The organism is Caulobacter sp. GW821-FHT10C03, assembly GCF_059415485.1.
This window is the reverse complement of the sequence record NZ_JBWKNI010000004.1, coordinates 56,281-82,203: the sequence shown is the minus strand read 5'-3', so window position 1 is coordinate 82,203 and position 25,923 is coordinate 56,281. Positions and strand designations below refer to the sequence as shown.

The window sequence follows — 25,923 nt, the reverse complement described above, 5'->3', positions numbered from 1 at the left end:
AAGAACAAAAATCGAACGTTTTGAGAAAGTGTGACGATTCAGTATACTAGCGACACTTGTTCAAGCAGAGGTTGATCGGATGGCTTCGATCCGATCCCAGAGGATCGCGGCGGCGTCGATTCCGCTGAACCGCTTCAACTGCTGCGCGCCGGTGGGCGAGGTGACGTTGATCTCGGTCAGGTAGTCGCCGATCACGTCGATGCCGACGAACAGCAGGCCGCGCTTCTTCAGTTCAGGGCCGATGATGGCGCACAGCTCCTTGTCGCGGGCGGTCAGCTCGACGGCCTCGGCGCGGCCGCCGACGCGAAGGTTCGAGCGCACCTGGCCGGCGGCCGGCACGCGGTTGATGGCGCCGACCGGCTCGCCGTCGACCAGCAGCACGCGCTTGTCGCCCTTGCTGACGGCCGGGACGAACTTCTGGGCGATGACCTGCTCGCGGCTGATCATGGCGTGCAGTTCGAGCAGGGCGTCGAGATTGGGATCGTCCGCCAGCAGACGGGCCACGCCCGAGCCGCCGCCGCCGTAGAGGGGCTTGAGGACGATGTCGCCGTGACGGGCGCGGAAGTCGTAGATCGCCTCGTGGTCGGAGGTGATCAGGGTCGGCGGCTGCACGCCGGGGAAGTCGGTGACGAACAGCTTTTCGGGCGCGTTGCGCACCTCGGCCGGGTTGTTCACCACCAGGGTGTGGGGGTGGACCTTCTCGAGGAAATAGGTCGCGGTGATGTAGGCCATGTCGAACGGCGGATCCTGGCGCATCAGCACCACGTCGACGTCGTCCTTCATGTCGAGCACGACGGTCTCGCCGAGCTTGGCGTGCGCGCCCTTCTCGGCGAACACCTCCAGCGGCTGGGCGCGGGCGAACACCCGGCCGTCCTCCAGGGAGAGCTTGTCGGGCGTGTAGAACCACAGCTTATGGCCGCGGATCTTGGCCTCCATCATCATCAGGAAGGTGGTGTCGGTGTCGATGTTGATCCCCAGGACGGGATCCATCTGGACGGCGACTCTCAGCGACATGACGACTCCGGATCAGCTTGGGCGGGAGCGGTCCCGCGCGGCGACTGTCTAGTTAGGGCGACAGGCGCCGGAATGCGAGAGAGAGCTGGCTTCAGGGCGGCGAATGTGAGCGCTTGCGCCCTGTTCGTGGCCGCTCCAGAGTTCGTCATCCGAGCGTCGAGAAGGTGAGCCGTGCGTCTTCCTGCCTGCATTGTTTTGGCGCTTTTGGTTGTCGGTGCGGCTCAGGCCGAGCCGGTGAAGCCGGCGTCGGAAAACCCGCCGGCTGGCGGAGCATCCTGGAAATGCAACTATGCTCGGATCCAGGCGACGCATGTCGTCGTGGTCCGGGCCACGCTTCGGAAGGGGGCGCCGATCATTGCGCGGCTCGACCCCGGCGCGGTCGTCTATACGTGCGATGAGACCCGCATGCATACCAAGGTGCATTTCTCGACGCCACGGAAGCCTTGCCCAGTCGAGGCCGCCGGGTTGGACCATCTTGTCGCCGAGGCCTGCGCGTCGGGATGGGCCCCAAGCAAGGACGTCGAGGTGCTGTCCGGCTGATGGCCTGGCGCGTACAGACGCACCTGTTTCCCAACCCCTAGTTCAGCCGCAGCCTAACCCGCTCCCGCGCGGCCTCTCTAGTTAAGTCTGAGCCGCACGCGTTCGCGCGCCGCCCTCCCTCAGTTAAGTCTGAGCCGCACGCGTTCGCGTGCGGCTCGGGCGGCGATCGTCGCCCCGCCGTCCAGGGTCTGCGCGCGCGACAGGGCCTGCAGCGCTCCGGCCAGGGCGCCCTGGCCTTCGCGGGCGGCGGCGACGTCGAGCCAGGGGTGGTGGTCGGTGGGGTCGAGCAGGGCGCGGCGCAGGGCCGAGCGCTCGGCGCGGGCCCAGTCGCGGGCCTGCTGGGCGCGGGCGAAGATGTTGTTCTGCAGGCGGATCAGCACGGCGCGGTCGGAGATCGGGGCCATCAGCTGGTCGAGCCTTGCAGCGACATCGGGCATCAGGCCGGTGCGCAGGGCCCGGCGCGACAGCTCCGACGGCAGCACCACCCGGCCCTCGCTGAACGGATCCAGCGCCAGCGGCCCCTCGTCGGTCTCGATGCGCAGCAGGAAGTGGCCGGGGAAGTCGACGCCGAACACCTCCAGCCCCGCCTCGCGGGCCGCGTGGATGTAGAACACGCCCAGGGCCACGGGCAGGCCCTTGCGGCGCTCGGCGATGGCGATGACGTCGGCGTTGTCGGGGTGGTCGTAGGTCAGGAGGTCGCCGGTCAGGCGCAGGTCGCCGGCCATGGTCTCGGCGATGGCCTCCTCGGGCGACTCCGATTTCAGGCGGCTCTTCAGGCGCTCGACGGCCGAGCGGGCCAGGTCGAGGGCCGGCTGCTCGTCGCGGTCGGGATCGTCGTGCACGGCGCAGGCCGTGGCCGCCTCGAACAGCGGGAAGCCGTCGTCGTCGTGCTCGCCGGCGCGGGTGAGGATTTCCTCGGCTTCGTCGCGCGTCATGCCCAGCCCCTCCCGTCATCGGGCCAGGCGTCGGGCACGTGGCGGGGCGGGCGGCCCGGCGACATCGCCAGCAGGTCCAGGCGCACGGCCATGCCCTTCAGCCCGGCGCGCGAGGCCGCGGCCAGCGCGCCCGCGCGACGCAGGCGCATCCGTTGTTCGAAGCTCACCGCCTCCAGCGCCGCCTCCAGGCTCGTCCGGCTCTTGACCTCGACAACGATCAAGACGCGTCCGCGTTGCGCGAGGATGTCGATCTCGCCCGCGCGGGTGGCCAGGCGGAAGCCGAGGATGCGGTAGCCCTTCAGCATCAGCCAGGCGGCGGCGATCGCTTCGGCCCGGCGGCCGGAGCGGCGGGCGGCCGCGCCGCGTGCGCTGCGGATCTCGCGGAAGGGACCGGCCGTCATCCAGCCTCCTTCAGGGCCAGGGCCTGGCGGTAGAGGTCCTTGCGCGACAGGCCCAGGGCCTTGGCGACCTCCGAGGCGGCCTCGCCCAGGGGCAGGCGGCTCATGGCCTCGCGCAGGGCGGCCTCGGCGTCGTCGGCGCTGGCGGCTTTCTCCTCGCCGGGGCCCACCAGAATGACGATCTCGCCCTTGGGAGCCTCGAAGCGGGGATCGACGGCCAGTTCGCCCAGCGGGCCGCGCACGCAGGTCTCGTAGAGCTTGGTCAGTTCACGGCACACCGCGCCCGGACGATCGGCGCCGAACACGGCGGCCATGTCGGCCAGGGTGTCGTCCACCCGCGAGGCGCCCTCGAAGAAGATCAGGGTGGCGCGGACGTTGGCGAATTCCTCGAGGAAGGTCTTGCGCGCGCCGCTCTTGGGCGGCGGAAAGCCGGCGAACAGGAAGCGGTCGGTCGGCAGGCCGGCCAAGGTGAGCGCCGCCAGGGCGGCGGAAGCGCCGGGGATCGGGAACACCGGATGGCCGGCCGCGATCGCCTCGCGGGCCAGGCGGTAGCCGGGATCGGAGACCATCGGCGTGCCGGCGTCCGAGACCAGGGCCACGCGCTCGCCGGCCTCCAGCCGCTCCAGGATGGCGGGGATGGCGCGCTCGGCGACGTGCTCGTCGTGGCGTTCGAGTTTGGTCTTGATGGAATAGGCCGACAGCAGCTTGCCGGTGACGCGGGTGTCCTCGGCCAGCAGCAGGTCGCAGGCGGCCAGCACGTCGAGCGCCCGCAGGGTGATGTCGCGCAGGTTCCCGATCGGCGTGGCCACGAGATAGAGGCCGGGCGCGAGGGGGGCGTCGGACAGGACGGGCGGGGGAAGCAGACGGCTCAAGACGCGGAACTATCCTTGTGTGGGGGGCTGCCCCGGAGAAGGTGTCGCGAACAGTTATCAGGTCGCCAGCATGCCCGTAAGCCGGTCGAGCACGAGCCTGCCCTGACGCGTGGCGCGCAGACGCATAGGGTCATCGACCAGAAGCCCGGACTCGACCAGCGATTTCACCTTGGGCGTGTCCGCGCGCAGGTCGAGGGCGGCCATCTCGGCGAAGGCCACGCCGTCGTCGATGCGCAGGCCCAGCAGCAGGCGCTCCTCGGCGGCCTCGACGGCGGAGAGGTCCTCGCGCTCGAAGCCGGTCCCGTCGCGGGCGACGGCGGCGATGTAGTCGGTGATCTTCGCGCGGGCGGTGGTGGCGAGCTTGCCCGAGGGCTGGGTGAGGCGGCCATGGGCGCCGGGGCCGACGCCGACATAGTCGACGCCACGCCAGTAGACGAGGTTGTGGCGCGAGCGGGCGGCCGGTCCCCGGGCGTGGTTGGAAACCTCGTAGGCGTCGAAGCCGGCGGCCTCCAGCACCTCCTGCGTCGTTTCGAACAACTGAGCGGCCAGGTCCTCGTCGGGCGGGACGATCTTGCCGCGCCCCACCGCGCGGTCGAAGGCGGTGCCGGCCTCGATGGTCAGCTGGTAGGGCGAGACGTGCTCGGGACCGTAGGCCAGCATTTCGGCGAGTTCCTCGCGCCAGGCGGCGTCGGTCTGGCCGGGGCGGGCGTAGATCAAATCGACCGACAGGCGCGGGAAGAGGCGCGCGGCCGTGGCGACGGCCCGCCTGGCCGAGCCGGCGTCGTGGTTGCGGCCCAGCATCTTCAGCGAGGCGTCGTCCAGCGCCTGGACGCCCAGCGACAGCCGCGCCACGCCCGCCTGCGCCAGCGCCTCGAAGCGGCCGGCCTCGGCGTCGGTGGGATTGGCCTCGAGGCTGATCTCCAGGTCGTCGGCCGGGCTCCACAGGGCCTTGGCGGTCGCGATGACACGGGCGACGGCGGCCGGGTCCATCAGCGAGGGCGTGCCGCCGCCGAAGAAGATCGACAGCAGGCGGCGTTCGCCGGTCAGGGCGCGCTGGGCGGTCATGTCGGCGACGATAGCGTCGGCCAGCGCCGCCTGCTCGTCGGTCCGCCCCCGGTCGCGCACGACGTTGAAGTCGCAATAGGGGCAGATGCGGGCGCAGTAGGGCCAGTGGATGTAGAGGCCTAGGGGAGGGAGGCCTAGGGGAGGGAGGCCGTCACTCAAACAGCGCCGCCTTCAGCTTCTCGAAGGCCACGGCGCGGTGGCTCATGGCGTCCTTGGCGGCCTGCTCCATCTCGCCGAAGGTCAGGTCGTGGCCGGTGGGGATGAAGATCGGGTCGTAGCCGAAGCCCTTGTCGCCGCGCGGCGGGAACACCAGCGTGCCGTGCACCTCGCCCTGCACCACCACGGCCGGGCCGCCGTTCGGCCAGGCCACGGCCAGCGCGCAGGTGAACCAGGCGGCGAGATCTTCGGAACCCGTTTCCTCGATGCGCTCGGCCACCTTGTCCATCGCCAGGGCGAAGTCCTTGGTTGGGCCGGCCCAGCGGGCCGAATAGATGCCGGGCGCGCCGTCCAGGGCGGCGACCGACAGGCCCGAGTCGTCGGCAAGGCTGACCTCGCCCGACAGGTCGGCGGCGTGGCGGGCTTTCAGCAGGGCGTTGCCGACGAAGGTGGTCTCGGTCTCGTCCGGCTCGGGCAGGCCCAGGGCGCCGGCGGCCAGAACCTCGAAACGGCCGTCGAGCAGGGCGGCCAGTTCCTTGGCCTTGCCCGGATTGTGGGTGGCGGCGACGATCTTCTGGCCGTTGATCAGTTTCAGGGTCATCGCGCGGCTCCTCGACAAAAGACGGCCCGTTAGACCCCCGGCGGACCCTCGCCGCAAGGCCCGATCATTGCGAAAGTTTAATATCGTTTATCGATAAGCGACATTGTTCGCTGGCCGCCGATCGGCGATCCTGGCGTCATCGGAGAAAGGCTTCTCCGTCCCCCCGCCTGGAACCGCCCTGATGACCTTGCCCCGCCTGTTCAGCCTGCTGGAAACCTCGGCCTTCCGCCTGGCGACCGTGGCGCTGATCGCGGGCCTGCCGATCTCGGCCGTGACGTTCCTCGCCCACTCGCTCTAGACTTCAACACGCCGGCTGGCCTTGGAGCGAGTCGGTGCGATTTGGCGGGGACAAAAGCCCATGCGCGCCTTGGGGCCGGGCTCGGTATCGAGCTTCCTGAAGATCATTCTCGACGTCAGCTACTACGTGCTGTGGATCTGGGTCAGCCTGCTGGCCCTGGTGACCATCCTGGTGCTGCTGCTGAGCTTCAACACCGACCTGCTGACCTCGATCCTGCCCAGCGAACTGGCCGAGCCCCTGGCCAAGAACGGCCCGGGATCGGCCGCCGCCCTGGCCGGCTGGGCGCTGATGTCGGGCGGCTGGATGGCCATCGTCGAGCGGCTGCGCAAGATCTTCGCCACCATGACCTTAGGGGACCCGTTCCACCCCGAGAACGTGCGCCGCCTGCGGGTGGTGGGCGGCATACTGGCGGCCCTTGAGGTCGGGCGTTATGTGTTTGCGGCCCTGACCCGGGTGCTGATCGACGGCGAGAAGGTCGTCGACGGCTCCTTCACCCTCAACGCCTGGTTCTCGGTGCTGGTGGTGTTCGTCCTGGCCGAGGTGTTCCGCGAGGGCGCGCGCCTTCGTCGCGAAGCCGAACTGACCATCTGAGCGCGGAGTTCGTCTCGCCATGTCCATCCGCGTCAATCTCGACCGCGTGCTGCTGGAACGCCGCATGTCGCTGACCGAGCTGTCCGACCGCGTCGGGGTGACCATCGCCAACCTGTCGATCCTGAAGACCGGCAAGGCGCGGGCCATCCGCTTCTCGACGCTCGACGCCCTGTGCCGCGAGCTCAATTGCCAGCCCGGCGACCTGATGACCTTCGAGCACGGGCCGGGCGAGGGCCACGACGAGGACTGAAGGCGCCCTTGCGGCGAGAGCCGCCGCGCCACACCTGCTGGCCATGCAAATCGTCTGTCCATCCTGCGGGGCGGCCAACCGCCTGCCTGAAGACCGCGACCCCGGCGCCGGCAAGTGCGGGCGCTGCAAGAGCGCCCTGTTCACCGCAACGCCCATCGAGGTCGACGCCGCCGGCCTCGACCGCCATCGCCGCCTGACGCAAGGCGCGGCCGTGCTGCTCGACGTCTGGGCCCCGTGGTGCGGGCCGTGCCGGGCCATGGCGCCGAACTACGCGGCGGCGGCCGGCAAGCTGGAGCCTCGCGTGCGCCTGCTGAAGCTGAACTCCGAGGCTCATCCCGCGCCGGCTTCGGCCCTGGGCGTCAGCGGCATCCCGGCCCTGATCCTGTTCCGCGACAACGCGGTGGTCGCCCGCCAGGCCGGCCTGATGAGCGCGCCGCAGATCGTCGACTGGACGACCCGGGCCCTGGCTTAGGCGACGTCTTGACCCCTCCCCCTTGATGGGGGAGGGGCAGGGGTGGGGGTGATACGGCGGCGGCCGTGCGCCGCGGCTCGCTCAGCAGGTCAACCCCATCCCCGACCCTTCCCCCATCGAGGGGGAAGGGAGACATGAGAAAGACCCGAAAATGATCGAGCGTATCGGCAAGGCGGCGCGGTGGAGCGACGCGGTGGTCTTCAACGGCGTGGTGTTCCTGTCGGGCCACGTCGCCGAGGAGACCGTGGGCGGCTCGGTGCTGGAGCAGACGCGCGAAGTCTTGGCCCAGATCGACGACACCCTGGCCCAGGCGGGATCCAGCAAGGCGCGCCTGCTCAGCGCCACTATCCATCTGGCCGACATCGGTCAGATCGACGCCATGAACGCGGCCTGGGACGCCTGGGTCGATCCCGAAAACCCGCCGGCCCGCACGACGGTCGAGGCGCGGCTGGTCGATCCTGGCTACGCGGTGGAGATCACGGTGGTGGCGGCGCGGTAGGGGGGCGGTCGACGTTCACCCGGTGACCCCTCTCTCTTTGAGAGAGGGAGGGGCCCACGCCGCAAGGCGTGGGAGGGTGAGAGGTAACAAACTTGCCGAATTAAGCGCGGCGCTTGGGCTTCGGCCTCGGGCGAACTTGGCGCCAGGGTGGGTTTGCCTGTTGGCGGTGAAACCCCTCACCCTCCCACCGCTTCGCGGCGGGCCCCTCCCTCTCCCTATGGAAGAGGGGCTCAAGAGCGCCGCGCCCCCTTACTTGCCGATCGCCGCGCGCTGGAATTCGAACAGCTCGCCGATGCCCTTTTCGGCCAGGCCGAACAGGGTGTCGAACTCGCCGCGGGTGAAGCCGCGCTTTTCGCCGGTGGCCTGGATCTCGACGATCTCGCCGCCGCCGGTCAGCACGAAGTTGCCGTCGGCCTCGGCGTTGCTGTCTTCCTCGTAGTCGAGGTCGAGGACCGGCGTGTCCTTGAAGACGCCGCAGGAGATGGCGGCCACCTGGCCCAGGATCGGGTCGGCCTTCAGCACGCCCTCTTCCAGCAGGTAGTTGGTGGCCAGGCGCAGGGCGACCCAGGCGCCGGTGATGGCGGCGGTGCGGGTGCCGCCGTCGGCCTGGATGACGTCGCAGTCGAGGCTGATCTGGCGCTCGCCCAGGGCCTTGAGGTCGACCACGGCGCGCAGGCTGCGGCCGATCAGGCGCTGGATTTCCTGGGTGCGGCCGGTCTGCTTGCCGGCGGCGGCCTCGCGGCGACCGCGGGTGTGGGTGGCGCGGGGCAGCATGCCGTATTCGGCGGTGACCCAGCCGGCGCCCTTGTTGCGCATCCAGCCGGGGACGTTCTCCTCGACCGTGGCGGTGACCAGCACCTTGGTGTGGCCGAAGCCGATCAGGCACGAGCCCTCGGCGTAGCGGTTGACGCCGGTTTCCAGCGTGACGGCGCGCAGTTGGTCGGGGGCGCGTTCGGACGGACGCATTCGGAAACTCCGGTCTGGTTGGCGGGGGCTAGTCGTGGTTGAAGGCGCCGCTTATCCTCCCCCGGACGGGAACCTCCAAGTCCCCGCTCGATTTTTTCGCCCCTCAACCCTATCTCCAAGGGCCATGACACAGCTTTTTCCGGGACCGATCGCTCGGACGCCCGGCCTGACCGAGCTGGACGCCCGCGCCCGCGACATCTTTCGCCGGGTCGTAGAGGCCTATCTGGAGACCGGCGAGCCGGTGGGCTCGCGCACACTGTCGCGCGGCGGGATCCAGCTGTCGCCGGCCTCGATCCGCAACACCATGCAGGACCTGGCGCAGCTGGGTCTGCTCGACAGTCCGCACACCAGCGCCGGGCGGATGCCGACGCACGCGGGCCTTAGGATGTTCGTCGATGGCTTTCTGGAGGTGGGCGACGTCGGCGAGGACGAGCGACGCGAGATCGAAAGCCGCCTCTACGCCAAGGGCCGCACCTTCGAGGAGGCGCTGAACGAGGCCTCGGCCATCCTGTCGGGCCTGGCCGGCGGGGCCGGCATCGTCGTCACCCCGGTCCGCGAAGGCGGGGTCAAGCACGTGGAGTTCGTCTCCCTGGGCGGCGGCCAGACCCTGGCGGTGATGGTGTTCGAGGACGGCACGGTCGAGAACCGGCTGATGCGCGGCGGGGCGGGGCTGACGCCCTCGGCCTTCCAGGAGGCGTCGAACTTCCTCAACGCCCGCCTGCGCGGCCGCACCCTGACCGAGGCCAAGGACGAGATCCGCGCCGAGCTGGAGACGGCCCGCCGCCAGCTGGACGAGACCGCCGCCCGCCTGGTCGAGGACGGCCTTGCCGCCTGGGGCGGCGGGGAGGGGGCCGAGCGGGCCCTGATCGTGCGCGGCCGCGCCAACCTGCTGGCCGAGGGCGGCGCCCGCGAGGACCTGGAGCGGGTGCGCCAGCTGTTCGACGACCTGGAGCAGAAGGGCCAGCTGATCGGCCTGCTCGACGACGTCCGCGACGCCGAGGGCGTGCGCATCTTCATCGGGGCCGAGACGCGACTCTTTTCGCTTTCGGGTTCCTCCGTGATCGCGGCGCCCTATATGACGGGGCGACAGAAGGTGTTGGGCGCGATCGGCGTGATCGGCCCCACGCGTTTGAACTATGCCCGGGTGATCCCGCTGGTGGACTATACCGCCCGCGTGCTCGGCCGGATGATCGATGGATGAGGACTGTTTGGAAATGACCGACGAGCAGACGCCGGCCGAAGACGTCGCTTTCGAAGCCGAGGACGCCGCCCAGGAAATCGAGGCCCTGAAGGCCGAGATCGCGGCGATGAAGGACCAGGCGCTGCGCTATGCGGCCGAGGCCGAGAACGTCAAGCGCCGCGCCGAGCGCGAGATGAACGACGCCCGCGCCTACGCGATCCAGAAGTTCGCCCGTGACCTGCTGGGCGCGGCCGACAACCTGTCGCGCGCCACGGCGGCCAGCCCGCGTGATTCGCAGGACGCGGCGGTGAAGAACTTCATCGTCGGCGTCGAGATGACCGAGAAGGAGCTGCAGGCGGCCTTCGAGCGTAACGGCCTCAAGAGGGTCGACCCGACCAAGGGCGAGAAGTTCGATCCCCACCTGCACCAGGCGGTGATGGAGCAGCCCTCGGACGAAGTCGCCGCCGGCGGCGTCGTCGCGGTGCTGCAGGTCGGCTACGAACTGCTGGGCCGCCTCGTGCGCCCGGCCATGGTGGCCGTCGCCGCCAAGGGCTCCACCGGCCCGGCCCCGGCCGAACCGGCCGCCGCCGCCAATCCGTACGCGGCTTCCGGCGAAGAGTCGGGCGGGTCGTTCGACACCAAGGCTTGATGAAGAGGCCCTCTCCGAAAGGAGGGGGCCTTTTCTTCATCTGATAAATTGTCATCCCGGCCGTAGCGTAGCGAAGCGCCGGGATCTCCCACGCCGACCATGACAACCAGCCTCTCATGGGTGAGTATCAACCCATGATTGAGGTGGTCTATTTCGTCTACATAATGTCGAACCGCAAACACGGCGTGATCTATGTGGGCGTGACCTCGGACCTTCCGACCCGTGTCCTGCAGCACCGCACCGGCGACAAGGACGGCTTCACCAAGCGCTACAACTGTCGTCGCCTCGTCTGGTTCGAGGGTTTCGACGACGTGCGCGACGCTATCGATCGCGAGAAGCGACTCAAGCGTTGGCTGCGCGCGTGGAAGATCGACCTGATCGAGGCGCGCAATCCTGACTGGAAGGACCTGTGGCCGGGGTTGATGGGCGAGGAGCGCTTTCCCTGGGAGACCGAAGCGGACTTCCTGGCGCCGGGTGATCCTGGGACGCTGACGTGGATGCGGAGGGACTGACCCTTCTTTTCATCGTCACCCCGGCCGGAGGCGTGAGGCGCCGCAGAGCCGGGATCTCCCACGTCGGCAGTTTCGGCAACCGTGGGAGGTCCCGGCGCTCCGCTGCGCTACGGCCGGGATGACAAAGATGGTTGGAGGCGGTCCCTCACGCTGCCGCCTTCTCTTTCCCCACCTTGCTCCACACCCGCTCATGCAGGTTGAAGGCCACGGTCTGGACCATCGGTTCGACGATCCCCACCGCGAGCGCGATGCGCCAGTCGCGGGTCAGGGCGTAGGCGACGGCGATGGCCACGGTCAGGTGCATGGTGGCGTAGGTGGCGGTCTTCAGGGCGAGACGCATGGCTTTCGGCCTTAGTTGCGATTGATTATCAATATAAGCTATCGGCGAAACCGATCAAGAGGACAGGTTTTCAACATCCACCCCCGTGATCCACAGCCATGGCTTGCGCCAAAGGCCTTGCAGGCTCTTCCCAGAGGCAGGGATTGCGCTAATGTCCGTGGTCCATTGACGACGGGGCGGGCGCTCGGGGGGATTCTCTTGACGACGACGGTTCCGCGTCCAGCCTGGACCGAGAAATGAAGCTTACCATCGAGCGGGCGGCGCTGCTGAAGGCGCTGGGTCACGTGCAGAGCGTCGTCGAGCGGCGCAACACGATCCCGATCCTGTCCAACATCCTGCTGTCGGCGGATGGCGACACGCTTTCGTTCTCGGCCACCGATCTGGACATGGAGATCATCGACGAGGGCCTGGCCCAGATCGACGTGCCCGGCCAGATCACCGCCCCGGCCCACACCCTGTACGAGATCGTCCGCAAGCTGCCCGACGGCTCGGACGTGTCGCTCAGCTTCTCGGGCGACGACCCGCGTCTGGTCATCCAGACCGGCCGCTCGCGCTTCAACCTGCCGGTGCTGCCGGCCGGCGACTTCCCGGTGATGAGCAACGAGGGCCTGTCGGGCCGCATCGCCGTCGACGTCAACGAGCTGATGCGCCTGATCGACAAGACCCGCTTCGCGATCTCGACCGAAGAGACCCGCTACTATCTGAACGGCCTCTACCTGCACACGGTCAACGAGGGCGGCGAGACCAAGCTGCGCGCCGTGGCCACCGACGGCCACCGCCTGGCCCTGGCCGAGATGCCGGCCCCCGAGGGCTCGGCCGGCCTGCCGGGCGTGATCGTGCCGCGCAAGACCATCGCCGAGGCCCGTCGCCTGCTGGAAGACGCCGGCGAGTCGATCGACCTGCAGGTCTCGCCCCAGAAGGTCCGCTTCGAGTTCGGCCGCGCCGCCCTGACCTCCAAGGTCATCGACGGCTCGTTCCCCGACTACATGCGCGTGATCCCCAAGGACAACGCCAAGATCCTGACGCTCGACAACGACCTCTTCGCCAAGGCCGTCGACCGGGTGGCCACCATCTCGGCCGAGAAGAGCCGCTCGGTGAAGCTGGCCATCGAGCCGGGCCGCATCACCCTGACCGTCCGCAACATGGAAGCTGGCCAGGCCGTGGAAGAGGTCGAGGTCGACTACGACGGCGAGCCCTTCGAAATCGGCTTCAACGCCCGCTACCTGCTCGACGTCTGCGGCCAGATCGCCGGCCCGCAGGCCGAGTTCCGCTTCGCCGACCCGGCCTCGCCCACCCTGGTGGTGGACCCGGTCGATCCGGGCGTGAAGTACGTGCTGATGCCGCTGCGGGTCTGATCGCGAACTCTAAAGTTCGGTTCTCTCTTCCGTAAAATCCCCGCGAAAGCGGGGACCCAGGCTTTTTCTGAAACGCGTGGTGCTCGACGATAAAACACCTGGGTCCCCGCTTTCGCGGGGATTTTACGGAGTGGGGGATGGCGCGTAAGCGCGCACAGGCGGGGGCAGGTCGTGGCGTTCTACGTCTACATCGTCGCCAGCCGCCGCAACGGCACGCTCTACATCGGCCACACCGACGATCTCGCCCGCCGCATCTGGGAGCACCAGGAGAAAGTCCGGCCGGGTTTCACCCGCAAATACCATGTCGGCATTCTCGTCTGGTACGAGGTCCATGACACCCGCGAGTCCGTCCTGATCCGCGAACGCCAGATGAAGAAATGGCGGCGGCTCTGGAAGCTGGAACTCATCGAACGCACCAACCCGGGCTGGCGCGATCTGGCCCAGGATCTGAACTGCTAGATCGACCGGAGACGCCCGTGAAGCCTCGCCTGCTCGCCCTGACCGCCGCCCTGGCGCTGTCGGTCTCCACCCTCGCCCTGGCCCAGACCACCCCCGTCGAGCGCCGCGAGATCGGCAATCAGATCCTCGAGAACGTGCCGGTCGCCGATCCTTCGATCCGCGAGGGCCTGGCGCGCTACCAGAACGCCCGTAGCGCGGCCTTCCAGGACTGGGCGGCCGACGGCGGCATGCTGATCGTCACGTGCTTTGGCAACACCAACCAGATCCACAAGGTCGCCGGCCCCGGCGCCGACCGCAGCCAGCTGACCTTCCACGACGAGCCGGTCAGCGGCGTCCACACCCTGCCGCCCAATGGGACAACGGGGGGCGAGATCCTGTTCTCCAAGGACACCGGCGGCGACGAGTGGTTCCAGCTGTTCGTCCGCGACGCCTCGGGCAAGGAGACCCAGCTGACGGAAGCCGGGACCCGCAACCAGTCGCCGGCCTGGTCGGGCGACGGCAAGGTGCTGGTCTGGAGCCGGGCGGCCAAGGGCTCGGCCAATTACGACGTCGTGCTGCGCGACCCGGCCGCGCCAGGCGGCCGCCGGGTGATCTTCCAGGGCGAGGGCCAGGTCTCGCCGATCGACGTCTCGCCCGACGGCAGGACCGTGCTGCTGGGCCGCTACTTCTCGATCGGCCAGTCCAAGCGCTGGCTGCTGGACGTCGCCACCGGCAAGACCACCGAGCTGAACCCCACGAAGGGCAAGGTCGCCTATGACGGCGGCGTGTTCACGCCCGGCGGCAAGTCGGTGCTGATGCTGTCGGACGAGGGCTCGGACTTCATGCGGCTGGTCGAGTTCGACCTGGCGACCGGCAAGAAGGCCCTGGTCTCGGGCGAGCGCCCCTGGGACGTCGAGGACTTCAAGCTGTCGGGCGACGGCCGGGTGCTGGCCTATGTGGTCAACGAAGACGGCTATTCGAAGCTGGTGGTGCAGGACTTCCGCACCCGCCGCGCCCTGCCGCAGCCGGAGCTGCCGGGCGGCGTGGTGTCGAACCTGGCCTTCTCGGCCGACGGTTCGAAGATCGGCTTCTCCCTGGCCACGCCCACCACCTCCAGCGACGCCTGGAGCCTCGACGTGGCGAGCGGCCAGGTGACCCGCTGGACGGCCTCGGAACTGGGCGGCCTGGACCCCGCGGCCCTGGTCGCGCCGGAGCTGGTGCGCTTCGCCTCGTTCGACAAGCGCTCGATCCCGGCCTTCGTCTACAAGCCCAAGCTGGCGGCGGGTAAGAGGGCCCCGGTGATTATCGACATCCACGGCGGTCCGGAAGGCCAGTCGCGGCCGGTGTTCAACGCCTTCCACCAGCACACGGTGGCCGAGCTCGGCGCAGCGGTGATCGTCACCAATGTTCGCGGCTCGTCGGGCTACGGCAAGACCTATCTCGACCTCGACAACGCCGAGAAGCGCGAGGACTCGGTCAAGGACATCGGCGCGCTGCTGGACTGGATCAAGACCCAGCCCGACCTCGATCCCAGCCGCGTGGTGGTCTACGGCCAGTCCTACGGCGGCTACATGTCGCTGGCGGTGATGACCCACTATTCCGACCGCCTGGCCGGCGGGGTCGAGCGCTACGGCATCAGCAATTTCGTCTCGTTCCTGAAGAACACCGAGGCCTATCGCCGGGATCTTCGCCGCGTCGAATACGGCGACGAGCGCGATCCCAAGATGCTGAAGGCCTTCGAGACCATCTCGCCGCTGAACAACGTGGGCAAGATCACCAAGCCGATGCTGGTCATGCAGGGCTGGAACGACCCGCGCGTGCCCAAGTCGGAGTCCGACCAGGTGGTCGAGAAGCTGCGCGAGAAGGGCGTTCCGACCTGGTACGTGCAGTTCAAGGACGAGGGCCACGGCTTCCTCAAGAAGGTCAACAACGACCGCCGTCGCGAGGTCGAGACCCAGTTCCTGGAGAAGGTGCTGGGGACCGGCGCGGGTCAGTGAGCCGGGGAGGTCCGGCGGGCCTGCTGCGTGAGGAGCGCTTCGACGACCTCTTCGACCGCATGCTGACCCTGTGGGAGGCGATCGACTTTTCCGGCTGCGCGACCTGGTTCGAGCGGTCGGAGGCGGTCGCTGCCGCTTTCTCCTCGCTGGAGGCGGCCGTGGACCTGGCGGTCATGAACTCGGCCGTGCATCGGGCGATCGCGCCGGATGCGCCGTTCGAGGCTGCTGTGCGCGACCTGGTCGATCGCGACGTCGCGCGGACGATCTTCGAGGTCGAGATGCGCCGCGTGCTGCTGGGGGCTGCGGGGGTGTGGCGGCTGGCCGAGGTGGAGGTCGCGCGGGGGTATTTCGGGTGAGGGCGCTGGTGAAATCCGGTGGCGGAGTAGGGATTACCACGCCCCTTGACGCCCGCCGCCGCCCCGCGCCACCGTCCGTTTCATAAGAAAACGGGAGAAGGCCGCCATGGCGAAGATCAGCTACATGACCGTCGGTTCGAACGACCTGGAGAAGGCCAAGGCCTTCTACGACGCCCTGCTGGGCTCGATCGGCATGCGGCCCCTGTTCGAGCACCCGTCCGGCGGGCGGCTCTATCGCGGCAAGGGCGTGGGCATGTTCGGGGTGCTGGGGCCGTACGACGGCAATCCCGCCTGCATCGGCAACGGCATGATGGGCGGCTTCGACTTCGACACCCGCGAGGAGGTCGACGCCTTCCACGCCAAGGCCATCGAACTGGGCGGCAAGTGCGAGGGCCAGCCCGGCGAGCGCATGCCGAAGGCGTACTTCGCCTATTTCCGGGATCTCGACGGCAACAAGCTGTGTGCTTACCGGCTGGGGGAATAGCCCGCTCTCACCACCAAACTCCCGTCATTCCCGCCCTTGTGGCGGGAACCCCTCTGTCAGCCGCAAGAACGGATGGGGCGACGTGCTCAGCACGTCGCTGGCGCTTCACCTGCGAGCGGAACCAGGGCTTCCCGCCACAAGGGCGGGAATGACGGGAGGAGAAGAGGGGCGAGGGCATAAACCCTTACCCTCCCACGTCTACGCCAAGCCCCCATTCCGCCGCGATCGGAGCGTAGCGCGGCGGTGTCGCTTCCATCGGAGACACCCCCATGCGCCTGGCCTGGGACCGCATCGTCGTCGTGCTGCTGAGCGCCGGGGCCTGGGCCCTGGTGCTGGTCGCCGGACCTCACCTGCTGCACGGCCTGCGCAGCGCGCCGCGGCTGCTGGCCCATGCCGGCGGACGCCGCTGGCAGGGATAGGCGTCCAAGGTCAGGTGGGCGTTTGGCGTCCCGCGCGACCTGCCTTAAGAGACGCCCATGGCGTCCGCCACCATCGCCCGCCTGCGGCTCACCGACTTCCGATCCTACGAGCGCGCCGATCTCTCGACCGGCGGGCGCAGCGTCTACCTGTTCGGGCCCAACGGCGCGGGCAAGACCAACCTGCTGGAGGCCGTCAGCCTGCTGTCGCCCGGCAAGGGCCTGCGCGGGTCGAGCCTGGCCGAGGTCGGGCGCCGGCAGCCGGGCGAGGCCGTGGGCCGGGCCTGGGCCGTGGCGGCCGAGATCGAAGAGGCCGACGGCGAGATCCTGAAGGTCGGCACGGGGACGGAAGCTGCCGGCGCCGCGCGCCGCATCGTCCGCATCGAGGGCGAGACCGTGCCGCCGGGCCGCCTGGCCGACCACGTGCGCCCCATGTGGCTGACGCCCGCTCAGGACCGCCTCTTCCTCGAAGCCGCCTCCGACCGCCGCAAGTTCTTCGACCGGCTGGTGTTCGCCGCCGAACCCGCCCACGCCAGCCACGCCAACGCCTATGACAAGGCCCAGCGCGAGCGCATGCGCCTGCTGACCGACGCCGCCGACGGCGGGGCGAGCGCCGATCCGGCCTGGCTGACGGTGCTGGAGGCGAGGCTGGCCGGGGCCGGGGCGCTGATGGTCCAGGCGCGGGCGCGGACCCTCGCCGCCCTGCAGGCCGAGATCGACAGCCGCGGCGACCGGCCCTTCCCGCAGGCCCGCCTGGCCCTGACCGGGGCCTGGGAGCAGATGGCCCTGGACGGCGCCGACGCGGCCGAGATCGAGCTTCAGCTGGCCCAGGCTTTGGCCGCCGCGCGACCCCGTGACGGGGCCGCGGGCAGGGCGCTGACCGGTCCACATCGGGGCGATCTGGCGGTGTTCCACGTCGACAAGGACCGTCCGGCCTCGGAATGCTCGACCGGAGAGCAAAAAGCGCTGATTTTGAACCTGGTTTTGGCCCAGGCGGCGAGACTTTCGCGTGCGGAATCCGCGCCGAATCCTATAGTGTTGCTCGACGAAGTCGCCGCGCATCTCGACCTCACCCGGCGAGCCGCTCTGGCCGACGAACTCACGGCGCTCAAGCTCCAGGCCTTCCTCACCGGCACGGACGAGTCGCTGTTCGACCATCTCAAGGGTCGGGCTCTGGGCGTTCGCGTCAGCGAGGCCGGTCTGACCCCCATTGAGTCTACGGCTCTGGAAGACGAATGACCGAGAATACCGAAGGCCAAGTCCCCGAAGTTCCCGAAGAAGCCGTCGCCGGCGAATACGGCGCGGACTCGATCAAGGTCCTCAAGGGCCTGGACGCGGTGCGCAAGCGCCCTGGCATGTACATCGGCGACACCGACGACGGTTCGGGCCTGCACCACATGGTCTACGAGGTGGTCGACAACGCCATCGACGAAGCCCTGGCCGGCCACGCCACCAAGGTCCAGGTGATCCTCAACGCCGACGGTTCGGTGACGGTCACCGACGACGGCCGCGGCATCCCCGTCGACATCCACGAGGGCGAAGGCGTCTCGGCGGCCGAGGTCATCATGACCCAGCTGCACGCCGGCGGTAAGTTCGACCAGAACAGCTACAAGGTCTCGGGCGGCCTGCACGGCGTGGGCGTCTCGGTCGTTAACGCCCTGTCGGACTGGCTGGAACTGCTGGTCCACCGCAACGGCAAGATCCACCAGATGCGCTTCGAGCGCGGCGACGCGGTGACCTCGCTGAAGGAAACCGGCGTGTCGCCGGTGCGCGACGAAGGCCCCAAGGCCGGCGAGGTGCTGACCGGCACCGAAGTGACCTTCTTCCCCTCGAAGGACACCTTCGCCTTCATCGATTTCGACCGGAAGACCCTGGAGCACCGCCTGCGCGAGCTGGCGTTCCTGAACTCGGGCGTCACCATCTGGTTCAAGGACAACCGCGACGCCGAGCCGTGGGTCGAGAAGCTGTTCTACGAGGGCGGCATCGAGGCCTTCGTGCGCCACCTCGACAAGGCCAAGACCCCGCTGCTCAAGGCCCCGATCATCGTCAAGGGCCGCAAGGACAAGGTCGAGGTCGACCTCGCCATGTGGTGGAACGACAGCTACCACGAGCACATGCTGTGCTTCACCAACAACATCCCCCAGCGGGATGGCGGCACGCACCTTTCGGCCTTCCGCGGCGCCCTGACCCGGGTGATTTCGAACTACGCCGAAAGCTCCGGCATCCTGAAGAAGGAGAAGGTCAACCTGGGCGGCGAAGACAGCCGCGAAGGCCTGACCTGCGTGCTGTCGGTCAAGGTTCCCGACCCGAAGTTCAGCTCGCAGACCAAGGACAAGCTGGTCTCGTCGGAAGTGCGCCCGGCCGTCGAAAACCTGGTGCAGGAAGGCCTCTCGACCTGGTTCGAGGAGCATCCGAACGAAGCCAAGGCCATCGTCAGCAAGATCGCCGAGGCGGCCGCGGCCCGTGAAGCCGCCCGCAAGGCGCGCGAACTGACCCGCCGCAAGAGCGCGCTCGACATCACCTCGCTGCCCGGCAAGCTGGCCGACTGCTCCGAGCGCGACCCGGCCAAGTCCGAAATCTTCATCGTCGAGGGCGACTCGGCCGGCGGCTCGGCCAAGCAGGCCCGCAACCGCGACAACCAGGCCGTCCTGCCGCTGCGCGGCAAGATCCTGAACGTCGAGCGCGCCCGCTTCGACAAGATGCTGTCGTCCGACCAGATCGGCACGCTGATCACGGCGCTGGGCGCCGGCATCGGCCGCGACGACTTCAACCCGGACAAGGTGCGCTACCACAAGATCGTGCTGATGACCGACGCCGACGTCGACGGCGCCCACATCCGCACCCTGCTGCTGACCTTCTTCTACCGGCAGATGCCGCAGCTGATCGAGCGCGGCTACATCTACATCGCCCAGCCGCCGCTCTACAAAGCCGCCAAGGGCAAGTCCTCGCGCTACCTCAAGGACGACGCCGAAATGGACGCCTTCCTGGTGGACGAGGGCGTTGACGGGGCCGAACTCGACCTCGTCTCGGGCGAGCGCCTGATCGGCCAGGACCTGCTGGCCCTGGTGCAGCTGGCCCGCTCGGCCAAGGGCAATATCGACCGCCTGGCGACCCGCGCCCCGGCCTCGGCCATCGAGCAGGCGGCCCTGGCTGGCCTGCTGGGCGAGACCCCGGACGCGGCCAAGGCCGCCGCCCGCCTGAACCTCTACAACGAGGAGGGCGATGGTCCCTGGTCGGGCGAGCGCGGCGACACCGGCTTCGTCTTCAGCCGCGTGCGCCGCGGCGTGTCGGAGCGCGTCGTGCTCGACGACGTGCTGCTGCACGCCGCCGACGCCCGCCGCCTGGCCGAACGCGCGGTCAAGCTGGCCGAGGTGTTCTCGGGCGTCGCCACCTTCCGCCGCAAGGACAAGTCGACCACGATCCGTGGCCCGCTCGACCTGGTGCAGGCGGTGCTCGACGCCGGCCGCAAGGGCCTGACCATCCAGCGCTACAAGGGTCTGGGCGAGATGAACCCCGACCAGCTGTGGGAGACGACCCTCGACGTCGACGCCCGCACCCTGCTGCAGGTCAAGGTCAACCACGCCGACGACGCCGACGACATGTTCAGCCGCCTGATGGGCGACCTGGTCGAACCGCGCCGCGAGTTCATCCAGGAAAACGCCCTGGACGCCGAAGTCGACGTCTAAGGCCTTCGCTACGGCGACCTTGAAAACCCTCCCGAGCCAGCCGGTTCGGGAGGGTTTTTGTTTGGGGCGACTTTGAATTTACCTCTCCCATGGGGAGAGGGAGGGGCCCGCGCCGAAGGCGTGGGAGGGTGAGGGGGTAAGACGTCGAACGTCCTATCCCCTTCGTCCTCGCCCTGTCCGGAAAGGTCCCTAACCCCTCACCCTCCCATGCTGCGCATGGGCCCCTCCCTCTCCCTCTGGGAGAGGTGGTTTAGAGTCACGCCTTGGTCGGGCGGATCATCTCGAACAGCGCCGAGGGCTCGACGGCGACGTAGTCGCCGCGGCCGCCCCAGCGCAGGATCGGCTCGCCGGCGGGCGCGTCATAGACGCCATCCGCGCGGATCAGGCGGCGGTCGATGTGGACGGCGACGACCTCGCCGAAGGTCATCCAGGTCTCGACCTCGTCGCCGTTCGCATTGGTCAGCTTGAACGACTGGGTCAGGCGGCACTCGAAGTTCACCGGGCTTTCCAGCACGCGCGGCGCGGCGACCAGGCTGCTTTCAACCGGCGTCAGGCCGGCCAGTTCGAACTCGTCCTGGCCGGGGGCGGCGGGGGCGGAGGTGATGTTCATCGCCGCCGCCAGGTCGCGGGTGGCCAGGTTCCAGCAGAACACGCCGGTGGCCTGGATGTTGGCCACGGTGTCCTTCCAGCCGGTGCTGGCGAAGCCGACGATCGGCGGGGTGTAGTTGAAGGCGTTGAAGAAGCTGTAGGGCGCCAGGTTGCGGCGGCCCTCCGTGTCGACGGTCGAGATCCAGCCGATCGGGCGCGGGCCGACGATGGAATTGAACGGATCATGGGCCAGGCCGTGGCCGTCGCGGGGCTGGTACTGGTGGGCGTCGGCGGCGGCCATGCGAGGGCTCCTGGGTGGAGCTGTGCAGGTAGGGACGGGGGAGGCCTTTTTGAACCCTCTCCCCTTGCGGGAGAGGGTGGCCTCCCGGAGGGAGGTCGGGTGAGGGGTCTCTCAGAACTGTCCGCGCGACCCCTCATCCGTCGGCCTTCGGCCGCCACCTTCTCCCGCAAGGGGAGAAGGATTCAGGACCACCCCCCGCCCAGCGCCTTGTAGATCGCCACCACGTCGGTGTTCACGCCCGTCTCGGCCACGGTCAGAGCATCCTCCGCTCCCAGCAGCGTACGCTCCGCATCGAGCAGCACCAGGAAGTCGATGCCGCCCTCCTTGTACTGGATCCGCGCCAGCTCGGCGGCGCGGCGGGAGGCGGCGGCCTGGTCGGCGAGGCTGGCCAGGCGCGCCTGGCGCTGGCGGTAGGAAACCAGCGCCGTCTCCAGGTCCTCGATGGCCGTCAGCACCGCCTTGTCGTAGGCCGCCAGGGCCGCGTCGTTGCGGGCCTCCGCCGCCTTCAGCCGCGCATGGGCGCCGCCGAGGTCGAGGGCGGGCCAGCTGACCGACGGGGCCACCGACCAGGCCTGGCTGGCGCTGTTGCCGAAGCCGGAGGCGGTGCCGGTGAGGAAGCCGACGAAGCCGGTGACGCGGACGCGCGGGAAGAGGTCGGCCGTGGCCACCCCGACCTTGGCGGTCTGGGCCGCCAGCCGCCGCTCGGCCGCCTGCACGTCGGGCCGGCGGCGCAGGAAGGTCGAGGCGTCGCCGATCGGCAGGGCCGTGACCAGCGGCGCCGGATCCTGGGCGCGGGGCTTCAGCTGGACGTCGAGGGCGCCGGGCCGCTGGCCGGTCAGGACGGCCAGGCGGTAGTTGGCGCGGGTCTCGGCGGTGACCAGTTCAGGGATGGCGCTTTCGGTGGCCTTGAGCCTGGCCTCGGCGCTGGCGACGTCGATGGGCGAGCCGGCCCCGGCCTCGAACCGCACGCGGGTCAGGCGCAGGGTCTCGCGCTGGGTCTCAAGGTTGCGGCGGGCGACCGCCAGCCGGGCCTGGGCGCCGCGCAGTTCCAGATAATTGCGGGCCACTTCGGCGGCGACGGTGACCTGGGCGTCGCGCAGGTCGGCCTGGGCCGCGCCGGCCTCGGCGCTGGCGGCCTGCACGCCCCGGCGCACGCGGCCGAAGAGATCGAGCTCCCAGGCGGCGTCGAAGCCGGCCTGATAGGTGTCGCCATAGACGCGCTGGCCGTTCGAGGTGGGCTGCTGCTGGTCGGCGGCGGCGTAGGTTCCGGTGGCGGTGACGCGCGGGGCGGCGTCGAGGCGGGCGTCCTTGAAGAGGGCGCGGGCTTCGTTCACCCGGGCCACGGCGATCTCGAGGTCGAGATTGGTGGAGAGCGCCTGGGTCACCAGGGCGTCGAGCGTCGGGTCGCCGAACGCCTTCCACCACTGGGCCTCGGGGGCGGCGGTGGAGGCGACCGCGGGCGCGGCGTTCTGCAGGGCGATGGGAGCGACGACGGGGGCCTTGTAGTTGGGGCCGACGGCGCAGGCCGTGGCCAGCAGCGAGGCGCCGGCGATGAGGGCTGTACGGAAGAGGGTCATGGGAGCCTCGGGAGTCTCCCTTCCCCCTTGGGGGAAGGGTCGGGGATGGGGGTGTCTGGGCGGTTGGGGAAGGGGCGCCGGCCGACGCCGCGTTCACCCCCGCCCCTGGCCCCTCCCCCATCGCGGGGGAGGGGAAGGGGGAGGGGAAGGTTGGTCAGTGGGCCTCCGCTTCCACGGCCGGCGCGGGCTGGCTCTTCACCAGCGAGCGCGAGCCGCTGAGACGGCGGATCACGTAGTAGAAGACCGGCGTCAGGATCAGGCCGAAGACGGTGACGCCCAGCATGCCGGAGAACACCGCCACGCCCATGGCCCGGCGCATCTCGGCCCCGGCCCCGTGCGACACCACCAGCGGCCAGACGCCCATGATGAAGGCGATCGAGGTCATCAGGATGGGACGCAGGCGCAGGCGGCAGGCTTCCAGCACCGCTTTCAGCGGCGTGTCGCCCTCGATCTCGCGTTCGCGGGCGAACTCGACGATCAGGATGGCGTTCTTGCACGCCAGCCCCACCAGCACGATCAGGCCGATCTGGGTGAAGATGTTGTTGTCGCCGCCGGTGACCAGCACGCCGGCCAGGGCCGACAGCAGGGTCATGGGGACGATCAGGATCACCACCAGCGGCAGGCTCCAGCTTTCGTACTGCGCGACCAGAACCAGGAAGGCCAGGAGCACGCACAGCGGGAAGATGTAGATCGCCGTGTTGCCGGCCAGGATCTGCTGGTAGGTCAGCTCGGTCCATTCGAAGCCCATGCCGGCCGGCAGTTCCTGCTTGGCCAGTTCCTCAAGGGCCTTCTGGGCCTGGCCGGTCGAGAAGCCCGGCGCGGGGCCGCCGTTGATCTCGGCGGTCAGCATGCCGTTGTAGTGCATCTCGCGGTCGGGACCGGTGGCCTCCTTGAAGCTGATGAACGAGCCCAGCGGGATCATCTGGCCCGCGCCGTTGCGGGTCTGCAGGCGCAGCATCTGCTCGGGTTGCAGGCGGAAGCTCTGGTCGGCCTGGACGTTGACCTCGTAGGTCCGCCCGAAGCGGTTGAAGTCATTGACGTACAGCGAGCCCAGATAGACCTGCAGGGTCTCGAAGAGGTCGGTCAGCGACACGCCCTGGGCGCGGGCCTTCTCCCGGTCGATGTCGGCCTGGATCTTGGGCACGCTCACCTGGTAGCTGGAGAAGACGCCGGCCAGGGCCGGATCCTTCTGCGCCTTGGCGATGATGTTCTGGGTGGCCTTGTAGAGCTCGTCAGAACCCAGACCCGCCTTGTCGACGATCTGCATCCGGAAGCCGCCGATGGTGCCCAGCCCCTGCACGGACGGCGGCGGGAAGACCGCGATCTGGGCGTCGGGGATGGCGGCGAACTTCTGGTTCAGCTGGCCGACGATGGCGTTGGCCGAGAGCTCCTTGCCGCGGCGGTCCTTGAAGTCGCTGAGCGGGAAGAACACCGCGCCGGCGTTGGGGCTGTTGATGAAGCCGTTGGCCGACAGGCCGGGGAAGGCCACCGAGTGCTCGATGCCCGGGGTCTTCATGGCGATGTCGCCCATCTGCTTGATCACGGCCTCGGTGCGGTCCAGCGAGGCGGCGTCGGGCAGCTGCACGACGGCGACCACATAGGCCTTGTCCTGCTGCGGCACGAAGCCGGACGGGGTGCGGGCGAAGGCCAGGCCCGTCAGCAGCAGGAGGCCGCCATAGACGAACAGCGAGGCGGTCGAGCGGCCCAGGGTCGCCTTGACGCCGCGGACGTAGCCGTTCGAGGCGCGGTGGAAGACCTTGTTGAACGGCGTGAACAGCCAGCCCAAAGCGCGGTCGATCAGCTTCTGGAAGCGGTCCTTGGGCGCGTCGTGTGACTTCAGGAGCACGGCGGCCAGGGCCGGCGACAGGGTCAGGGAGTTGATCGCCGAGATGATCGTCGAGATGGCGATGGTCAGGGCGAACTGGCGGTAGAACTGGCCCGACAGGCCGGTGATGAAGGCCGTCGGGATGAAGACGGCGCAGAGCACCAGGGCCACGGCGATGATCGGGCCGGTGACCTCGCTCATCGCCTTGCGGGTGGCCTCGGGCGGGGAGAGGCCGTTGGTGATGTGCCGCTCGACGTTCTCGACCACGACGATGGCGTCGTCGACGACGATGCCGATGGCCAGCACCAGGCCGAACAGGGTCAGCGCGTTCAGCCCAAAGCCCAGCAGCAGCATGATGGCGAAGGTGCCGATCAGCGACACGGGCACGGCCAGCAGCGGGATCACCGAGGCCCGCCAGCCTTGCAGGAAGATCACCACCACGATGACCACCAGGATGATGGCCTCGATCAGGGTGTGGACCACCGAGTCGATGCTTTCCTGCACGAAGGCGGTGGTGTCGTAGATGATCTCGTAGTCGACGCCTTCAGGGAAATCCTTCTTCAGCTCCTGCATGGTCTTCTTGACGTCGGCCGCCATCTGCAGGGCGTTGGAGCCGGGGCGCTGGAAGATCGGCACGGCCACGGCCGACTTGTTGTCGAGCAAGCTGCGCAGGGCGTAGTTGTTGGCGCCCAGCTCCACCCGGGCCACGTCGCCCAGGCGGGTGATCTGGCCGTCGGCGCCGGCGCGGATGATCACGTCGCGGAACTGCTCCTCGTCGGTCAGGCGCCCGGGGGCGTTGATCGACAGCTGGAACTCGGCGCCCGAATTGGGCGAGGGCGGCGCGCCCAGCTGGCCGGCGGCCACCTGGACGTTCTGCTCGCGCAGGGCCCGCACGACGTCGCCGGCGGTCATGCCCAGGGCGGCAACCTTCTCCGGATCCAGCCACACCCGCATGGAGTAGGCGCCGGCGCCGAAGATCTGCACGTCGCCCACGCCGTCGATGCGCTTCAGCCGGTCGCGCACGTTCAGCTGCGCGTAGTTGCTGAGATAGAGCATGTCGTAGCGGTTGTTAGGCGAGATCATGTGCACGACCAGGGTCAGGTCGGGCGAGGCCTTGTTGGTGGTCACGCCGATGCGCTGCACCTCCTGGGGCAGTTTCGGCAGGGCCTGGGCGACGCGGTTCTGCACCTGCACCTGGGCCTTATCCAGGTCGGTGCCGAGCGCGAAGGTCACGGTCAGGATCATGGCCCCGTCCGAGGCCGATTGGGACGACTGGTAGATCATCCCCTCGACGCCGTTGATGGCCTGCTCCAGCGGCGCGGCGACCGTCTCGCCGATCACCGACGGGTTGGCGCCGGGATAGGCCGCGCGCACGACCACGGTCGGCGGCACCACTTCGGGGTACTCGCTGATCGGCAGGTTGGGCAGGGCCACGAGCCCCGCGATGAAGATGACGATGGACAGGACGGCGGCGAACCGCGGCCTGCCGACGAAGAATTTTGCGAAGTTCATGGCGGGCGTCCGGAGAGGGGAGGGACGAGTTTGGAGACCCCTCCCGTCGG

General features: G+C 69.0%; 27 protein-coding genes. 16 read left to right on the top strand and 11 right to left on the bottom strand.

Features of this window, described 5'->3' with window-relative positions; all coding sequences use genetic code 11:
* Nucleotides 1-60 precede the first annotated feature (60 nt).
* Nucleotides 61-1,014, bottom strand: a complete 954-nt coding sequence (gene gshB / locus AC07NG_RS06260) for a glutathione synthase (protein ID WP_494592733.1) — start codon at nucleotides 1,012-1,014, stop codon at nucleotides 61-63.
* A gap of 171 nt (nucleotides 1,015-1,185) precedes the next feature.
* Here gshB and AC07NG_RS06255 point away from each other — a divergent pair, with 171 nt between their 5' ends.
* Nucleotides 1,186-1,554, top strand: a complete 369-nt coding sequence (locus tag AC07NG_RS06255) for a hypothetical protein (RefSeq protein WP_494592732.1) — start codon at nucleotides 1,186-1,188, stop codon at nucleotides 1,552-1,554.
* 119 nt (nucleotides 1,555-1,673) lie between these two features.
* Here AC07NG_RS06255 and AC07NG_RS06250 read toward each other — a convergent pair whose 3' ends face one another.
* The 5 genes from AC07NG_RS06250 to rdgB are packed head-to-tail and all read right to left on the bottom strand — an operon-like array spanning nucleotide 1,674 to nucleotide 5,581.
* On the bottom strand, nucleotides 1,674-2,489 hold the full coding sequence (locus AC07NG_RS06250) for a SirB1 family protein (RefSeq protein WP_487290654.1): 816 nt from the start codon (nucleotides 2,487-2,489) through the stop codon (nucleotides 1,674-1,676).
* Nucleotides 2,486-2,890, bottom strand: a complete 405-nt coding sequence (locus tag AC07NG_RS06245) for a YraN family protein (RefSeq protein ID WP_494592731.1) — start codon at nucleotides 2,888-2,890, stop codon at nucleotides 2,486-2,488. Before AC07NG_RS06245 ends, AC07NG_RS06250 begins: the two co-directional genes overlap by 4 nt.
* The gene (gene rsmI, locus AC07NG_RS06240; RefSeq protein WP_492855756.1) at nucleotides 2,887-3,759 is read right to left on the bottom strand and encodes a 16S rRNA (cytidine(1402)-2'-O)-methyltransferase; all 873 of its coding nucleotides are present in this window, start codon (nucleotides 3,757-3,759) and stop codon (nucleotides 2,887-2,889) included. The genes AC07NG_RS06245 and rsmI overlap by 4 nt, the downstream gene beginning before the upstream one ends.
* Before the next feature lie 57 nt (nucleotides 3,760-3,816).
* Nucleotides 3,817-4,983, bottom strand: coding sequence for a radical SAM family heme chaperone HemW (gene hemW, locus AC07NG_RS06235; protein ID WP_494592730.1), 1,167 nt, complete (start codon nucleotides 4,981-4,983; stop codon nucleotides 3,817-3,819).
* Nucleotides 4,976-5,581, bottom strand: coding sequence for an RdgB/HAM1 family non-canonical purine NTP pyrophosphatase (gene rdgB / locus AC07NG_RS06230; RefSeq protein WP_494592729.1), 606 nt, complete (start codon nucleotides 5,579-5,581; stop codon nucleotides 4,976-4,978). Before rdgB ends, hemW begins: the two co-directional genes overlap by 8 nt.
* 358 nt (nucleotides 5,582-5,939) lie before the next feature.
* On the opposite strand from rdgB, the gene AC07NG_RS06225 reads away from it, so the two are divergent.
* The 4 genes from AC07NG_RS06225 (at nucleotide 5,940) to AC07NG_RS06210 (ending at nucleotide 7,691) form a co-directional block, all read left to right on the top strand.
* Nucleotides 5,940-6,470, top strand: a complete 531-nt coding sequence (locus tag AC07NG_RS06225; protein ID WP_110120426.1) for a DUF2975 domain-containing protein — start codon at nucleotides 5,940-5,942, stop codon at nucleotides 6,468-6,470.
* A gap of 19 nt (nucleotides 6,471-6,489) precedes the next feature.
* On the top strand, nucleotides 6,490-6,720 hold the full coding sequence (locus tag AC07NG_RS06220) for a helix-turn-helix domain-containing protein (RefSeq protein WP_110120425.1): 231 nt from the start codon (nucleotides 6,490-6,492) through the stop codon (nucleotides 6,718-6,720).
* 43 nt (nucleotides 6,721-6,763) lie between these two features.
* On the top strand, nucleotides 6,764-7,192 hold the full coding sequence (locus tag AC07NG_RS06215; RefSeq protein ID WP_494592728.1) for a thioredoxin domain-containing protein: 429 nt from the start codon (nucleotides 6,764-6,766) through the stop codon (nucleotides 7,190-7,192).
* Between the two features lie 151 nt (nucleotides 7,193-7,343).
* Entirely contained in the window at nucleotides 7,344-7,691 is a 348-nt protein-coding gene (locus AC07NG_RS06210) for a RidA family protein (RefSeq protein WP_494592727.1), read from the top strand.
* 249 nt (nucleotides 7,692-7,940) lie between these two features.
* Here AC07NG_RS06210 and rph read toward each other — a convergent pair whose 3' ends face one another.
* A complete protein-coding gene (rph, locus tag AC07NG_RS06205; RefSeq protein ID WP_110120422.1) occupies nucleotides 7,941-8,657 on the bottom strand; it encodes a ribonuclease PH in 717 nt (238 codons plus the stop codon).
* A gap of 124 nt (nucleotides 8,658-8,781) precedes the next feature.
* On the opposite strand from rph, the gene hrcA reads away from it, so the two are divergent.
* The 3 genes from hrcA (at nucleotide 8,782) to AC07NG_RS06190 (ending at nucleotide 10,998) form a co-directional block, all read left to right on the top strand.
* Complete coding sequence (gene hrcA, locus AC07NG_RS06200; RefSeq protein WP_110120421.1) at nucleotides 8,782-9,858, top strand: heat-inducible transcriptional repressor HrcA; 1,077 nt, start codon at nucleotides 8,782-8,784, stop codon at nucleotides 9,856-9,858.
* Between the two features lie 13 nt (nucleotides 9,859-9,871).
* On the top strand, nucleotides 9,872-10,486 hold the full coding sequence (gene grpE / locus AC07NG_RS06195; protein ID WP_494592726.1) for a nucleotide exchange factor GrpE: 615 nt from the start codon (nucleotides 9,872-9,874) through the stop codon (nucleotides 10,484-10,486).
* A gap of 134 nt (nucleotides 10,487-10,620) precedes the next feature.
* Nucleotides 10,621-10,998, top strand: coding sequence for a GIY-YIG nuclease family protein (locus tag AC07NG_RS06190; protein WP_494592725.1), 378 nt, complete (start codon nucleotides 10,621-10,623; stop codon nucleotides 10,996-10,998).
* Between the two features lie 145 nt (nucleotides 10,999-11,143).
* Here AC07NG_RS06190 and AC07NG_RS06185 read toward each other — a convergent pair whose 3' ends face one another.
* A complete protein-coding gene (locus AC07NG_RS06185) occupies nucleotides 11,144-11,338 on the bottom strand; it encodes a DUF2061 domain-containing protein (RefSeq protein ID WP_494592724.1) in 195 nt (64 codons plus the stop codon).
* A gap of 236 nt (nucleotides 11,339-11,574) precedes the next feature.
* Between AC07NG_RS06185 and dnaN the strand changes: the two genes are divergently transcribed.
* From dnaN to gyrB, 8 genes are all read left to right on the top strand, one after another.
* A complete protein-coding gene (gene dnaN, locus AC07NG_RS06180) occupies nucleotides 11,575-12,693 on the top strand; it encodes a DNA polymerase III subunit beta (RefSeq protein WP_110120418.1) in 1,119 nt (372 codons plus the stop codon).
* A 171-nt stretch (nucleotides 12,694-12,864) separates the two neighbouring features.
* Complete coding sequence (locus AC07NG_RS06175; protein ID WP_487290662.1) at nucleotides 12,865-13,152, top strand: GIY-YIG nuclease family protein; 288 nt, start codon at nucleotides 12,865-12,867, stop codon at nucleotides 13,150-13,152.
* A 17-nt stretch (nucleotides 13,153-13,169) separates the two neighbouring features.
* Complete coding sequence (locus AC07NG_RS06170; RefSeq protein WP_494592723.1) at nucleotides 13,170-15,128, top strand: S9 family peptidase; 1,959 nt, start codon at nucleotides 13,170-13,172, stop codon at nucleotides 15,126-15,128.
* Nucleotides 15,125-15,484, top strand: a complete 360-nt coding sequence (locus AC07NG_RS06165; RefSeq protein ID WP_110120415.1) for a hypothetical protein — start codon at nucleotides 15,125-15,127, stop codon at nucleotides 15,482-15,484. The genes AC07NG_RS06170 and AC07NG_RS06165 overlap by 4 nt, the downstream gene beginning before the upstream one ends.
* Nucleotides 15,485-15,590: 106 nt before the next feature.
* Nucleotides 15,591-15,968, top strand: a complete 378-nt coding sequence (locus AC07NG_RS06160; protein WP_494592722.1) for a VOC family protein — start codon at nucleotides 15,591-15,593, stop codon at nucleotides 15,966-15,968.
* Between the two features lie 269 nt (nucleotides 15,969-16,237).
* Entirely contained in the window at nucleotides 16,238-16,387 is a 150-nt protein-coding gene (locus AC07NG_RS06155; RefSeq protein ID WP_494592721.1) for a hypothetical protein, read from the top strand.
* Nucleotides 16,388-16,444: 57 nt separating this feature from the next.
* Nucleotides 16,445-17,623: a DNA replication/repair protein RecF gene (gene recF / locus AC07NG_RS06150; RefSeq protein WP_494592720.1), complete on the top strand. Its 1,179-nt coding sequence runs from the start codon at nucleotides 16,445-16,447 to the stop codon at nucleotides 17,621-17,623.
* Complete coding sequence (gene gyrB, locus AC07NG_RS06145) at nucleotides 17,620-20,070, top strand: DNA topoisomerase (ATP-hydrolyzing) subunit B (protein WP_494592719.1); 2,451 nt, start codon at nucleotides 17,620-17,622, stop codon at nucleotides 20,068-20,070. The genes recF and gyrB overlap by 4 nt, the downstream gene beginning before the upstream one ends.
* 256 nt (nucleotides 20,071-20,326) lie before the next feature.
* On the opposite strand, the gene AC07NG_RS06140 is transcribed toward gyrB, so the two are convergent.
* From AC07NG_RS06140 to AC07NG_RS06130, 3 genes are all read right to left on the bottom strand, one after another.
* Nucleotides 20,327-20,959 (bottom strand): flavin reductase family protein, encoded by a 633-nt coding sequence (locus tag AC07NG_RS06140; RefSeq protein WP_494592718.1) that lies wholly within the window; start codon nucleotides 20,957-20,959, stop codon nucleotides 20,327-20,329.
* Between the two features lie 182 nt (nucleotides 20,960-21,141).
* Complete coding sequence (locus AC07NG_RS06135) at nucleotides 21,142-22,536, bottom strand: efflux transporter outer membrane subunit (RefSeq protein ID WP_494592717.1); 1,395 nt, start codon at nucleotides 22,534-22,536, stop codon at nucleotides 21,142-21,144.
* A 154-nt stretch (nucleotides 22,537-22,690) separates the two neighbouring features.
* Nucleotides 22,691-25,873, bottom strand: a complete 3,183-nt coding sequence (locus AC07NG_RS06130) for an efflux RND transporter permease subunit (protein ID WP_487290670.1) — start codon at nucleotides 25,871-25,873, stop codon at nucleotides 22,691-22,693.
* Nucleotides 25,874-25,923 lie beyond the last annotated feature (50 nt).